Source organism: Paenibacillus glucanolyticus (assembly GCF_037333485.1).
Lineage (GTDB): Bacteria > Bacillota > Bacilli > Paenibacillales > Paenibacillaceae > Paenibacillus_AQ > Paenibacillus_AQ glucanolyticus.
Genome location: NZ_CP147845.1, coordinates 5,983,825 through 5,996,882, shown reverse-complemented (window position 1 = coordinate 5,996,882; position 13,058 = coordinate 5,983,825). Strand labels below are relative to the sequence as shown.

Below are 13,058 nucleotides of genomic sequence, written 5' to 3'. Positions count from 1 at the left end.
CATTCTCTATATACAAACAAGAGCCCTGGAATAATATCCAGGGCTCTTGTTTATGGGAGGGGAAGGGACATGATGTCCCCGTTGTCCCCGTACCGCTTATCTTGCAGCTTTTACCTCTCCAAGTCCGCTAATACTGTATTCTTTGCCGTTCACGTTCAGGACAGCAGGTGTATCCGTCTCGTTCACGATGATGGTCTCGCTGCCTTTCACGTTGACCTTCAGTCGGGATCCACGGAACATGACCTTGAAGGAGAAGGAAGACCAGTGACCCGGAATGAACGGATTCAGGTGCAATACGCCGTCTTTTACACGCAGGCCGCCGAAGCCGTGCACAACGGACATCCAGGTTCCTGCCATGCTGGTTGTATGACAGCCGTCCTCGGTATCGTTGTTATAGTTGTCGAGGTCCAGGCGAGCTGTACGAAGGTACATCTCGTACGCTTTCTCCTGATATCCAAGCTCGCATGCGAGAATGGAGTGTACGCAAGGAGAGAGGGAGGACTCATGTACCGTGAACGGTTCATAGAAGTCGAAGTTGCGTTTTTTCGTTGCCAGATCGAACTGGTCGCCCAGGAAGAACAATCCTTGCAATACGTCAGCCTGTTTGATATATACCGAACGCAGAATGCGGTCCCAGGACCAGTTCTGATTCAGCGGCAGATGTACAGGGTCCAATTCCTTAACGGGAACAAGTTCCTTGTTGAGGAAACCATCCTGCTGCAGGAATACGCCGAGCTCCGCATCTTCCGGATAGTACATTTTGCTGATGATATCCTGCCACTTGTCCGTTTCTACCTCTTGCAGCTCGAGCTTCGCCGTAAGCTCTGCATAGCGGGAATCCTCGTTCTCTTTCAAATATTCCAGCACATCAAGGGTGTATTCCATCGTCCAGCTGGCAATCCGGTTGGTATACCAGTTATTGTTCACATTGTTCTCGTACTCGTTCGGTCCGGTTACACCCAGCATCATATACTGATCCTTCGCGGGGACGTAATTCACGCGCTCTTCCCAGAAACGGGAAATTTCCACGAGCACTTCCAGTCCGTATTGACCAAGATAAGAGAAATCGCCGGTATAGTTAACATAGTTATAGATGGCGTACGCAATGGCGCCGTTACGGTGAATTTCTTCGAACGTAATTTCCCATTCGTTATGGCATTCCTCACCGTTCATCGTCACCATAGGGTAGAGCGCACCTTTGGTGAAACCAAGCTTCCTGGCATTTTCCTTCGCTTTTTCCAGGTGTTTATAGCGGTAGATGAGCAGGTTGCGGGAGATGCTGGCATCCGCGGTGCTCAGGTAGAATGGCAAGCAGTAAGCCTCGGTGTCCCAATAGGTGCTGCCGCCGTATTTCTCCCCGGTAAAGCCCTTCGGTCCGATGTTCAGGCGGTCGTCCTCGCCGCTGTAAGTCTGGTTGAGCTGGAAAATGTTGAAGCGGATCGCCTGCTGGGCTGCCACATCGCCTTCGATAACGATATCGCTTTCCTTCCATTTGTCGCCCCAAGCTGCAGCTTGCTCCTTCAAGAGCAGCTCAAATCCGGTTTCGACGGCCGGCTCCAGCACCGCACGCGCTGCGTTCACCAGTTCGCCCAGGCCATGATTGCGGGAAGTGACGTTGGCGACATATTTATAGACGGTGATGACCTCACCTTCCGATACGGATACACTTGCACGGTTGGCGGCATATTTCTCTTGTTCTATCAGCTCTGCTTGCACATCAAGCTTTTCGCCGTTCTTCACGATGTTGTAGGACATCACGGACGTCACATGAAAATCGAGTTTCTTGGTTTTTACAGTTAAGGAAGCTGATCCTTGAGCCGCTTCCTTGAACACTTCCAGCCAGAACTTCTCGTCATAGTTGGAGTCTTTGTTCTTCACATCGCCATCAAGATAAGGCGTGATGGTCAGCTCACCACCGAAATTAAGAGGGGTCACAACATAACGGATGGCTCCGATCTCATGGCGCACAATGCTCACAAAGCGGATGGCTTCGACTTTGAGCTCCTTACCGTCTTCCATGACAGCGGTAAAGCTGCGAGAGAGATAACCTTCCTTCATATTCAGCTCACGGACAAAGTTCTTCACTGTGCATTTCGCCAAATCAAGCGGCGCGCCGTTGATTTCGATGCCAATGCCAATCCAGTTGGTGCTGTTCAGCACTTTGGCAAAATATTCAGGGTAACCGTTCTTCCACCAGCCTACACGGGTTTTGTCCGGATAGTAGACACCGGCCATGTAGCTGCCTTGCAGCGATGAACCGCTGTAGGCTTCCTCAAAGTTGGCACGCTGGCCCATAAATCCGTTACCGATACTGAATACACTTTCCGAGATTTCATGCGTATGAGGATCAAAGCCCTCTTCAATAATTGACCATTCATCTAGCTTTAAATATTGTTTCACAATCATCGGCTCCTTTATAAGTAGGGAAAATGGTTGCATATCTATATGGGATGATGCTGCTAGAGTTGCCCAAAGCGTATGAACTCATGCTTCTACAATTCCAGCAGACGGTCCACCGTGAACTCTTCCAGGGAGGATAGAACGATGCTGGCGCGTCCCAAGGTTTCAGGGGATCCAATGCCGACACTGCGCATACCGGCGCGAGTGGCAGCTTCGATTCCGGCTTCTGCATCCTCGAATACGACACAGGTATCAGGCTGAACGCCAAGTTCATGGGCCCCCATGGTGAAAACCTCCGGATCCGGCTTCGCTTGGCTGGTCTTCGTTCCGTCGATAATGGCATCGAAATAAGGGGTGAGGCCGGTATTGTTCAAGATCAGCATGGCGTTCTTGCTGGCCGAGCCCAGAGCAACCTTAATACCGCGGGCTTTGAGAGCCTGGATAAAGTCGAGGGCTCCGGGCAAAATCTCGGATTCATCCATTTTGGAAATATACTCGACGTACCAGGCGTTTTTCTTCTCCGCAAGTGCCAGCTTCGCTTCTTCATCAAGCGTCATTCCGCCGATTTCAAGCAGAATATCGAGGGAAGCCATCCGGCTGACTCCCTTCAAGCGTTCATTATCCTGCTCGGTGAAATCAAAACCAAGCTCCCCGGCAAGACGTTTCCATGCAATGTAGTGATACTTGGCGGTATCCACCAGAACGCCGTCAAGATCGAATAAACAAGCAGTTATGGATGACATGATAATCCTCCTTAAGAATATTAGTGCAAACGTTTGAACCAAGCAGCAAAAATAAAGGAAGCACCACGATGCTTCTTTATTTTGAAGTACTTCGCGTCGTTATCATTTTCATTCCACCAGGCGAGTCTAGGATTTGGGCAGCGAATACATCGAGGATTCGCGGATCATCAACCGGTGCGGAATGATGTAACGGTGCGGCAGTACCGTCTTGTCATCGTTACGAACAGTCTGGATCAGTGCTTGGGAAGCAGTGTAACCCAGGTTGTAAATGCCGATGTCCACACTGCTTAGCGGCGGGGTCGACAGTTCGGTCAGCGAGATGTTGTTGAAGCTGATAATGGATACGTCTTCGGGTACCTTGTAACCGAGCTCGTGAAGTCCGCGCAGCACGCCGAAGGATACAATATCATCTACAATGACGAGTGCAGTCGGGCGCTCGGGCAGGTTCATGAAAAAGGACATGGCGCGATAGCCGCTTTCCTGAAGGAATTCACCTTCGACGATCCATTCTTTTCTCATCTCAAGCCCCGCATCGGCGAGTGCTTTTCCATAACCCTTCATCCGGTCCTGTGACACGATCAGGTTAGGCGGACCGCTGACAAAGCCGATTCGTTTATGCCCGAGGGAGATCAAATGCTTGGTTGCGTCATAGGCTGCCTGCACATTATCGGTATCGACGGATAACAAGTCAGGATATTTCTCACTTCGGCCGACAAGCACGAACGGGTAGTTGTTAGACTTGAGAAAATCGACGACCTGGTCATCCTGCCTGGAGTACAGCAAGATTGCACCATCGACACGCCGACCGTTAAGAAGCCTGGATACGGCTTCGACCTCTTCCTTCTCGTTGCCGCCCGAGCTGATTAACACATCGTATCCGGAACGGTTCGCCTGTGTGACAATACCGCGGATCAGCTCCATGAAGAACAAGTTGAGGAACAGCTCTTCCGCTGGTTTTGGCAGGATGACGCATATGCTTTCTGTCGTTTTGGAAACCAGGCTCTTGGCCATAATATTGGGATGGTAGCCCATTTCCTCCATAATCTCTTTCACTTTGCGCGAGGTTTCGCGGCTGATTCTCGGATGATTGGAAAGCACCCGTGAGACGGTGGAGGGGGATACGCCCGCTCGTTTTGCGACATCTTTAATCGTTACAGACATAGTAGGACCTCCAGTGGAACCGTTTGCGTTTTTTTGAAAATAAGAAAGCGACTACTGGAGTCTCCCTTATTTCACCAGAATAACTTCCGCTAGAGCGCGGTCCGTTGTTCTTTATTTAATTGTGGGTCTGTCAGGCCCCGAGTATACTTGATACAGGCAGATCTAAAGCTATATAGGTACAGTATGTTAAACGGTTTCACACTGCTATATTAACGTTTATCGAAATGCTTGTAAATACGTATCCAAGTCAGCTGAGCGCAATTATTCACAAATGCACTAAAAAAGAAGAAAGGATTAGAAATCAGGAGAAAGGCAGGTATTATCACGTGAAAAAACCGGAAAATAACTTAATACGGCCTTGTGCAAACGATTTAACAAAATGGAAGAGTGGGTTATGATATAGTTGGGTTAAATAACCAGGGATACCGGGAATCTGAGATGGAATTCAAGACATGCTGTATTATGTAACCGTTTTATTTCTAAATTTCGTTTAATATTATTCAAACGTTTGCGCTGATGATGGCGAATTACAAGCATAGCAAGGCGGATTTCAGTGAACTTAATATATATCCAACAGGGGGAAATAGGTATGGTGCATAAAAAAAGGAGTACACGTAAGGCTGTGCCTCTATGGCTGGCAAGTTTCGCGCTTGCGGGAGGTTTGCTTGCCGGCTGCAGCGGCGGCGCGACTCCACCTCAAGAGGAAGCTGTGCCGAAGGCCACACAGGAAACCAAGCAGCCTGACATCCCGGCACCTGCTCCGCAGGAAAACAAGGTGGGCGAGCAGCCATCCGATGTTTATTACGAAATCTTTGTACGTTCATTCTATGATTCCGATGGAGATGGAATCGGTGATTTGAAGGGTGTCATCGAGAAGCTGGATTACCTGAATGACGGAAATCCGGATACATCGGATGATCTTGGCGTGACCGGTATTTGGCTGATGCCCATTAATCCTTCACCAAGCTATCATGGCTATGATGTAACGGACTATCGCTCCATACATCCGGATTACGGGACGCTGGAGGACTTTAAGACGCTGCTTGCGGAAGCGGATAAGCGTGGAATCAAGATTATCATGGATTTGGTTGTCAATCACACAAGCACGGAGCACCCGTGGTTCAAAGAGTCCGCGGCTGATCAAGCTTCCCCGATTCGGGATTGGTATATCTGGGCTGAGGATCAGGGTAAAGCACCTTCCGGTTCCAGCGCAGCCGGCAGCGGCTCCCCGTGGCACGAGATGAACGGTGCCCATTACATGGGCACGTTCTGGGGCGGAATGCCGGATCTGAACTTCGATAACCCCAAGGTTCGCGAGGAGATGAAGGATATCGGCAAGTTTTGGCTGGAGCTCGGCGTGGATGGTTTCCGGATTGATGCCGCCAAGCATATCTACGAGGATCTGATGTCTGACAAGGGTGAGGCAACCACGGCAAAGAATACGGCCTGGTGGCAGGAATTCCGCACCAGCATGAATGAGGTGGACCCGGACGCTTATATCGTGGGTGAGATTTGGGATAACTCCGCTGCCGTTATTGCGCCGTACCTGGATAACGCCTTCGATTCCGGCTTCAACTTTGGATTGGGCGAGAGCATCGTGGGTGCAGCGCTCAACGAGAAGGATAACAACCTTGCCTTCACGCTGGAGCGGATGTACGGCTTATTCAGTCAAGTATCCGGTGGCAAGTTCACGGATGCGACATTCCTGACAAACCATGATATGAATCGTGTGATGTCTCAGCTGAACAATGATGAGAATCATGCCAAAATGGCTGCTGGCATCCTGCTGACGATGCCGGGCAATCCATTTATCTATTATGGGGAAGAGATCGGCATGAAGGGGGCGAAGCCGGATGAGCAGATCCGGGAGCCGATGATCTGGTCCAACACGGGCAGTGATAAGGGGCAGACGACATGGGAGCCCTTGAAGCATAACCGGGGGGATGCCGTGCAGGGTGTGGAGCAGCAGATGGGGGATGCGAATTCCCTGCTGTCCCGTTACCGCACGCTAATCAGCTGGCGCAATGAAATGCCTGCGCTTCAGAACGGAACCATTGAATCCTATGCTTCCGGAAATGCTCAGGTCATGGCTTACGTCCGCCGTACCAACGACAACCAAGCGCTTGTGGTCCATAATCTGTCCGGCAAGGAACAGACGGTGGATGTGGCATCGAGGAATGGAGAGAGCGGGTTCTCGTCACTGTCGAGAACAACGGACGACAGTGCGGCATTAAACGGCAGCAGCTTAACGCTGCCGCCGTATACAACCGTTGTAATGGAGTAGGCTGCGTTCATTCCTATAGTGAAACATAACAAGGACCCCGAGCCCCTGGAAGGAGGCGTGCTCGGGGTCCTTTTTTGGGGAAGGGACTTTCATGAGGTCGGGAGGGGACAGGTGCCTTATGGTGATGAGGCAGGATGCTGACTGGAACGAGGATACCCAATCCGTTATCCGAACTTCGGATATCCCGTGTTACAATGAATGACAAATGATGGAGCACAGTGCATGCATACAATGGACTGCAATCACTTTTTGCGGCTGTTGCAGCACCTGGCAGACATTGAACATTTGCATCGAAAGGAAGATTACGATGAGCGCAAGCATTCTATATATCGAGGACGACCATGAAATCGGCGGTTGGGTCAGTGAATTTCTTAAAGACAAGGGTTATGAGGTGCGGTGGCAGCTCAGCGGGGAGAAGGCTGTAGAGGAAGCGGCGGCATGTGCCGTCGTCATTCTGGACGTCATGCTTCCGGGACTTGACGGCTTTACGATCGGACAGCGAATCAAGAAGGCATATCCCGGTCTGCCTATCCTGATGCTCTCGGCCAGAACTGCCATTGACGATAAGCTGCAGGGGCTGGAATTTGCCGATGACTATCTGACGAAGCCTTTCCATCCGGACGAGCTGGCTGCCCGTCTTGAGGTGCTGCTTCGGCGGTCCGTCGTCAAGTCTGCAGAGCCTTTGAGAGTGAAGCACTTATCCGTGTATGAGGCCGAGAATCGGGTTGTGAACGAGGATACCGGCGAGGAGACACTCCTGACCGGTAAACAGTATCAGATATTTATGTACCTGCTCCAGCATCAGGGGCGTGTGATGACCAAGGAGCAGATTTATGAATCGGTCTGGGGCGAGTCCTATATCGAAGGGGATAAAACGCTGATGGTTCACATCCGCTATCTTCGCGAGAAGCTGGAGCGGGACCCCGCCACACCGGAGATTATTGAGACTGTGCGCGGGCTGGGCTATCGGGTGAGAGCATGAGATGGAGAAGGAACAGAGGAAGGTTCCGCAAATCGTTGACCAACCGGTATTTGCTGTTAATCTCGCTGGCCATGATTTTCATGCCGATTATGTTTCCGTTAGCCTCGATTCTCTACTGGTTCGTGAACGATACGTTCTCGGAGAAACCGGCTGTACCTGTCGAGAAGTATACAAGCGGTGCTGTGTTAGAGAAGATGTGGCACGAGGAGGCAGCAACATTAAGCGGGGCTTCGCCAGAAGCCATAGAGCGAAGGCTGCATTCCATTCAGCTGGAGTATCCGGAGATCTCGATGTTCTGGGTGGACGGCAGCAATGAGATGAGGCTGCAGATGCCGGTGCAGCCAAGCCTCCCCGAGGTATGGAGCGCACCCTACACCGTTCAATTCATGAAGAATGCCGTGGACGGAGACCCGTTCACTTCGGTGGCCTTTATCGGTGGAGAGGCATCGGGGGAAGGCTTCATAGTGATGCAAATACCGAGAAAATATATCAGTGTCCAGCAGCCAATCGCCAGCGAAACGGCGATGTATGGCCTGTTTATAACCTTGATGTCGGTTCTGTTTATTGTGGTCTCCTGGCTGTTCTTCGTGCGCATCCGCGAGCGGCTGCTGCGACTTCGTTCTGCTATGACCTCCCCTCACACCGTGACAGGTTTACCGCAGCCGGTCGCCTTAACCAAGCTTGACGAGATCGGGCAGCTGGAAGAGGGCTATAACCATATGGTCATCCAGTTAGAGGAGGGGCAGCGCCGCCAGCGTGAGGAGGAGGAGCTGCGCAAGTCGCTGATTGCTAATCTGTCACATGATCTGAGAACGCCGCTGACGGTGATTCGAAGCCATATTTTCTCCATGGAGCGGGAGCCGCTGAGTGAGAAAGGGAAGGAATCATTGTCCCTCATCGAGTCGAAAATCGCGGACTTGGGCGGACTGATCGATAATATGTTGTCCTACAATCTGCTGGCCAGCGGCAAAGTGAAACTGAACATGGAACCGACGGACGTTCTGCGGACGGTCAAGGAAAGTGCAGCTGCTTGGTATCCGGTATGGGAGAAGGCGGGAATCGAGCCCGATATCCAAGTGCGCGACGAGCCGCTCAATTGGAATGTGGATGTGCTGTGGTTCCGCAGGCTTCTGGATAATCTGTTCCAAAATGTCGTCCGTCACGCCAAGTCAGGACAGTATATCGGTATTCATACGGAAGAGAGAGAAGGGCTTGAGGGCATGCTTGTCATTTCGGATCGCGGACCGGGAGTCGGAAGCGACTCACAGAACAAAGGCACGGGCATTGGCCTGGCTATCGTGGATCACTTGACAAGGGAAATGGGCCTGGGCTGCCATGTGGAAAGCTCGGATGAAGGCACGAGGATCAGCATCTGGAGGCGGTGAGGTTTCAGGTATCGAGGATATAAGAATCGTGCTCGGATGGTGAAAGGGTGTAGGCAAATTGAAAATGGGGAACCGGCGTGTTGGCTGGTTCTTTTTTGCGTTACTAACAAGAAAGACACCCTTCCAGGGTGTCTTCGCACAATTGCTTTTCGCTCGAGTTTCACGAGCTCGTCAGTGAACTTGGTTCATAAGCAAGGCAGGCTACAGTTGCTAGACTGAGAGAGAAGTCCATTTTGAGATCCACATGTACCAGTACATTCATATCCATAGTTAACCACGCCCCCATCGTAACGATTAATCTACCTATGAGAGAGCAGAGTGATTGGCATGCCATCATCAGCGTCAGGTAGCCCCCCTGTACGGACGCAATCAGCGTTTCGGCAAAGTGATTATATCATATTCGGGCACTCGCTGATAGTATTTCCGAGTCGATGGGCATGGATGCAGGATTACTAATGAGCGCTGCTTAGTGAAGTGCCTCTTGTATTCGTGCAAAAGCGCAAAAGCATCGGCGTAGGGAACGGAATTGTTGCTGGAGAAGCGAAGCGTTCGCCTTTAAATCCGGTAAACCCCCTCTGGACAAACTCAGCTTCCCGGATTTAACAGCGGTCCGGTCCCGGAGCGGTTTGAACAGCACGCAATCACTCATGCATAACTTTTTTTAAATTAAATTTAAACTTCAGGTCGACCGGCATTTAACCTTGGCCATGTAGGATGTATACCTGAGGTGATGAACGTGACGGAACTCGTCATTCAAACGAAAGGCTTATATAAAATATATAAAAAACGCGCGGCAGTCGTGGATTTGAACCTGGAGATTGCCCGCGGCGATATCTACGGCTTCCTGGGACCGAATGGCGCAGGGAAAACAACGACCATTCGCATGCTGCTTGGACTGATCCAGCCCACGCGCGGGGCGATTCATTTGTTTGGCAAGGATTTGAAGCGCGAGAAAATGAACATTTTGCAGCGGACAGGATCTCTCGTGGAATACCCATCCTATTACGGTCATCTGACGGCCATTGAGAATCTGGAGGCGATTCGCCGGATCACCGGCGGGCCGAAGTCCCGCATCGCGGAAGTACTGGAGATTGTCTCCCTGACGAAGGAAGCCAAGCGACCGGTCAAGGGATACTCCCTTGGGATGAAGCAGCGTCTTGGCATTGCAGCCGCTTTGTTCAACAATCCGGAGCTGCTTATCCTGGATGAGCCGACCAACGGTCTTGATCCATCCGGCATTCATGAAATCCGGGAGCTGATCAAAAACATGCCGCGTCAATACGGCATTACCGTGCTGGTATCCAGTCACCTGCTGGGCGAGGTGGAGCAGATGGCCGATAAAGTCGGCATCATCCGTGACGGCCGGATGGTGTTCCAGGATACCATCGACCATCTGGTATCCACCGCATCCAGCGGGTTCCGATTGTCGGTATCGGAGCCGGAGGCTGCGCTCGGACTGGCGCTGGACCTGGGCTGCCAAGGGGTGCTGCGAGACCATGTGCTGGAGCTGGAAAGTATGCAGGATGCCAAGGTCGCCCTGCTCGTGAAGCGGCTCGTTGAGAATCAGCATGCCGTGTACCGTGTCGAGGAGCAGCGGAGGTCACTCGAGGATATTTTCATGCAGATCGTAGGGGAGGGAAGCCGGATATGATGTTCCGTGCGCTGTCCGCCGATTGGCTGAAAATAAGGGGCAAAGGCATCTGGTTTCTCGCGGCGCTCGGTCCCATCGGACTGGCGGCGATGCAAGGGCTGAACTTTGGACTTCGGTATGATTATCTGATGAAATCGTATGCGGCAGATCCCTGGGGCGGGCTGCTGGAGAATGTTGCGTTTTTTGTTCCCATCGCCCTGTTCCTGGGCATTACGCTGATCTGCTCGCTGATGGCCAACGTGGAGCATCAGCTCAGCTCGTGGAAGCAGCTGCTGGCATTACCCATTTCAAGAACCGCTGTATTCAGTGCAAAATTCGTGCAGGCCTTCTTGATACTCTGCGTATCCTGTACCCTGCTGACGGTAAGTGTCGCCGTGCTTGGCATGCTGCTAGGAATGGGTGCGGATCGCATGCCGTATATGGATCTGATGCGTATTGGGTTCTTGCCTATGTTCGCCTCGCTGCCGGTCTTGGCTTTTCAGTTATGGCTAAGCCTGACACTCAAGAATCAAGGGATATCCTCGGCGATAGGCATTACCGCTTCGGTAGTATCCATGTTTGCCATGGAGTTTCCGGATTGGGTGCCGCTGAAATGGCCGCTGCTCGCTTACAGCGGTCCTGAAAAAGCGACATTTATAGGAGCGGGTTTACTGCTTGGGGCCGTCATTGCTGCAGTTGGACTCATACATTTCAACCGGAAGGACGTGGACTAGAGATGGCGTCTTATACAAGAGCAATATCCGCAGAGTGGCTCAAGCTGTCGAAGTCCAAATTATGGCCGCAGATTCTGCTGAATGGGGTACTGGTTTTGATGCTGGGGATTCTAGGTGGCAATCCGATCCAGGGAGCCCCATGGGAGTATTTGCTATCCATGATGTGTTTTCTGCATGCGATGCTGCTGCTCCCGATCATGACCGGGATTTTCAGTGCAATGGTGTGCCGCTACGAGCATACCGGTGGGGGATGGAAGCAGCTGCTGGTCCTGCCGGTGTCGCGTGGCGTCGTCTATTCTGCCAAATTCACGGTGGTGGCTATCTTGCTTGCTGCCGTGCAAGTACTGTTTCTGGTGGCTGTCATGGGAGCTGGATGGTTCCATAGGATCGAGGCTCCGATTCCTTGGGAGATGCTGCTGCGCAGCCTGGTGGGTGGCTGGGTTGCTTGTCTGCCGCTTGCCGCGCTTCAGCTTGGTGTTTCCACGGCCTGGAGCAGCTTTGCCGCACCGCTGGCACTAAACGTTGTATTCACCATCCCGAACATCTTGGTGGCTAACTCGCAGACGTATGCCCCTTATTATCCGTGGACGCAGCCGTTTCTTGCGATGATGCCAGCGGGTCAAGCCGATTTCGGCGCCTTCAATATTCCGTTTGAGAGCCTTATGATCGTGATTGTTGGCGGGTTTCTGTTATTTTTCCTCGGAGGATTCATCTATTTTCAGCGCAAGGAAGTGTGATTACTCCTAACCGGAGTGCAGCGGATGCATTCCGAGAAGAAGCGTTCACCAATGATAAAAGAGCTGCCCCAGGTCCTTGATGGCCTGCTGGAGCAGCTCTTTACGCTATCTTGCTATGGTTGAAGCGAACCCTTGCTAATTCGGCAGCTCTACCCACGCATAAGGGTTGGCGGCTGCCTTTAATCCGTATTCGATGATGGTAATGACGGCAATGGTTTCAGCCGGGTCAACGGCAGGCTTGCCCGTTTCGAAGAAATTTACCAGATTCTCGATGAACAAGGCAAAGAAATTTGAATTGGCGGTGACCTGCTTGAAGCTGCCATCTTCATTTTTAATGCCTAGAGTAAAAGGGCAATTCTCCCCAAGATGATTCACGGCAGCTTGTCGTCCGTTACCGTAATCGATGAGCAGGGCAGGAGAGTCCGGTGTACCAACGAACATGACCCTCTTCGGATCTGCTCCCATCAAACGGACCACGGGTTCGATTTGATGGATCGAATAGTTGGCGAATCCGCCGGGCCCCCAGCTGCTAATGGTCTGAATGCCGCTCCGGTCCAGCTCCGTGTACTCACTGGCAAAACGAAGGGCAGACGTTGAATACATCGGCGTTCCGTGGGCTGTGGCCAGATCGAACATTCGGATCGCTGTCTCTCGGTCAGGAGCGAACGTTTTATCGATATAGGTCGGTTTGCCGGATTGCAGCGGAAGCCGGGACAGCTCCTCATGGAACTCCGGGTTATCCGGGGACAGCACGATCAGGTAATCACTGCGCTCCACCACGTCCTCGATAGCGGGCAGCAGCTCAATTTCATTCTCCTTGCACCAGGCTGCGTTTGTGAGCCCGTTCTCTTTATCTCTTTTGCCGTAAGCGTAAACGACCTTCATGGCACTTCCTGTAGCCTGATCGATCCATCCAGGATATTTATTCGCATGGAATTGGTCCAGATGCAGGTCGATGAATCCGATTTTTTTCATGGTAAAATAGGCCTCCCTGGCTTCGAA

The 13,058-nt window shown here is 51.8% G+C and carries 10 protein-coding genes; 6 read left to right on the top strand and 4 right to left on the bottom strand.

From position 1 onward, the window contains the following. Positions 1–96 precede the first annotated feature (96 nt). The 3 genes from WDY75_RS27745 to WDY75_RS27735 form a co-directional block, all read right to left on the bottom strand. Positions 97–2,400 carry a glycoside hydrolase family 65 protein gene (locus WDY75_RS27745; protein ID WP_063479732.1) on the bottom strand — a complete coding sequence of 768 codons (2,304 nt, stop codon included), beginning with the start codon at positions 2,398–2,400 and terminating at the stop codon, positions 97–99. A 92-nt stretch (positions 2,401–2,492) separates the two neighbouring features. Beyond that, the gene (gene pgmB, locus WDY75_RS27740) at positions 2,493–3,143 is read right to left on the bottom strand and encodes a beta-phosphoglucomutase (RefSeq protein WP_063478480.1); all 651 of its coding nucleotides are present in this window, start codon (positions 3,141–3,143) and stop codon (positions 2,493–2,495) included. A 126-nt stretch (positions 3,144–3,269) separates the two neighbouring features. Beyond that, positions 3,270–4,304, bottom strand: coding sequence for a LacI family DNA-binding transcriptional regulator (locus tag WDY75_RS27735; protein WP_006207964.1), 1,035 nt, complete (start codon positions 4,302–4,304; stop codon positions 3,270–3,272). Positions 4,305–4,893: 589 nt separating this feature from the next. Here WDY75_RS27735 and WDY75_RS27730 point away from each other — a divergent pair. The 6 genes from WDY75_RS27730 to WDY75_RS27705 all read left to right on the top strand — a co-directional run bounded on the left by WDY75_RS27730 (position 4,894) and on the right by WDY75_RS27705 (position 12,056). Next, on the top strand, positions 4,894–6,588 hold the full coding sequence (locus tag WDY75_RS27730; protein WP_063478481.1) for an alpha-amylase family glycosyl hydrolase: 1,695 nt from the start codon (positions 4,894–4,896) through the stop codon (positions 6,586–6,588). Positions 6,589–6,895: 307 nt separating this feature from the next. After that, the gene (locus WDY75_RS27725; RefSeq protein WP_063478482.1) at positions 6,896–7,570 is read left to right on the top strand and encodes a response regulator transcription factor; all 675 of its coding nucleotides are present in this window, start codon (positions 6,896–6,898) and stop codon (positions 7,568–7,570) included. Then, entirely contained in the window at positions 7,567–8,955 is a 1,389-nt protein-coding gene (locus tag WDY75_RS27720) for a sensor histidine kinase (RefSeq protein WP_063478483.1), read from the top strand. Before WDY75_RS27725 ends, WDY75_RS27720 begins: the two co-directional genes overlap by 4 nt. 736 nt (positions 8,956–9,691) lie before the next feature. Continuing rightward, positions 9,692–10,606: an ABC transporter ATP-binding protein gene (locus WDY75_RS27715; protein ID WP_063479733.1), complete on the top strand. Its 915-nt coding sequence runs from the start codon at positions 9,692–9,694 to the stop codon at positions 10,604–10,606. Further along, complete coding sequence (locus WDY75_RS27710; protein WP_063478484.1) at positions 10,603–11,319, top strand: ABC transporter permease; 717 nt, start codon at positions 10,603–10,605, stop codon at positions 11,317–11,319. The genes WDY75_RS27715 and WDY75_RS27710 overlap by 4 nt, the downstream gene beginning before the upstream one ends. Before the next feature lie 2 nt (positions 11,320–11,321). Beyond that, entirely contained in the window at positions 11,322–12,056 is a 735-nt protein-coding gene (locus WDY75_RS27705; protein ID WP_036643816.1) for an ABC transporter permease, read from the top strand. Between the two features lie 135 nt (positions 12,057–12,191). Here WDY75_RS27705 and WDY75_RS27700 read toward each other — a convergent pair whose 3' ends face one another. Beyond that, positions 12,192–13,031, bottom strand: a complete 840-nt coding sequence (locus tag WDY75_RS27700; RefSeq protein WP_063478485.1) for a hypothetical protein — start codon at positions 13,029–13,031, stop codon at positions 12,192–12,194. Between the last annotated feature and the right edge of the window lie 27 nt (positions 13,032–13,058).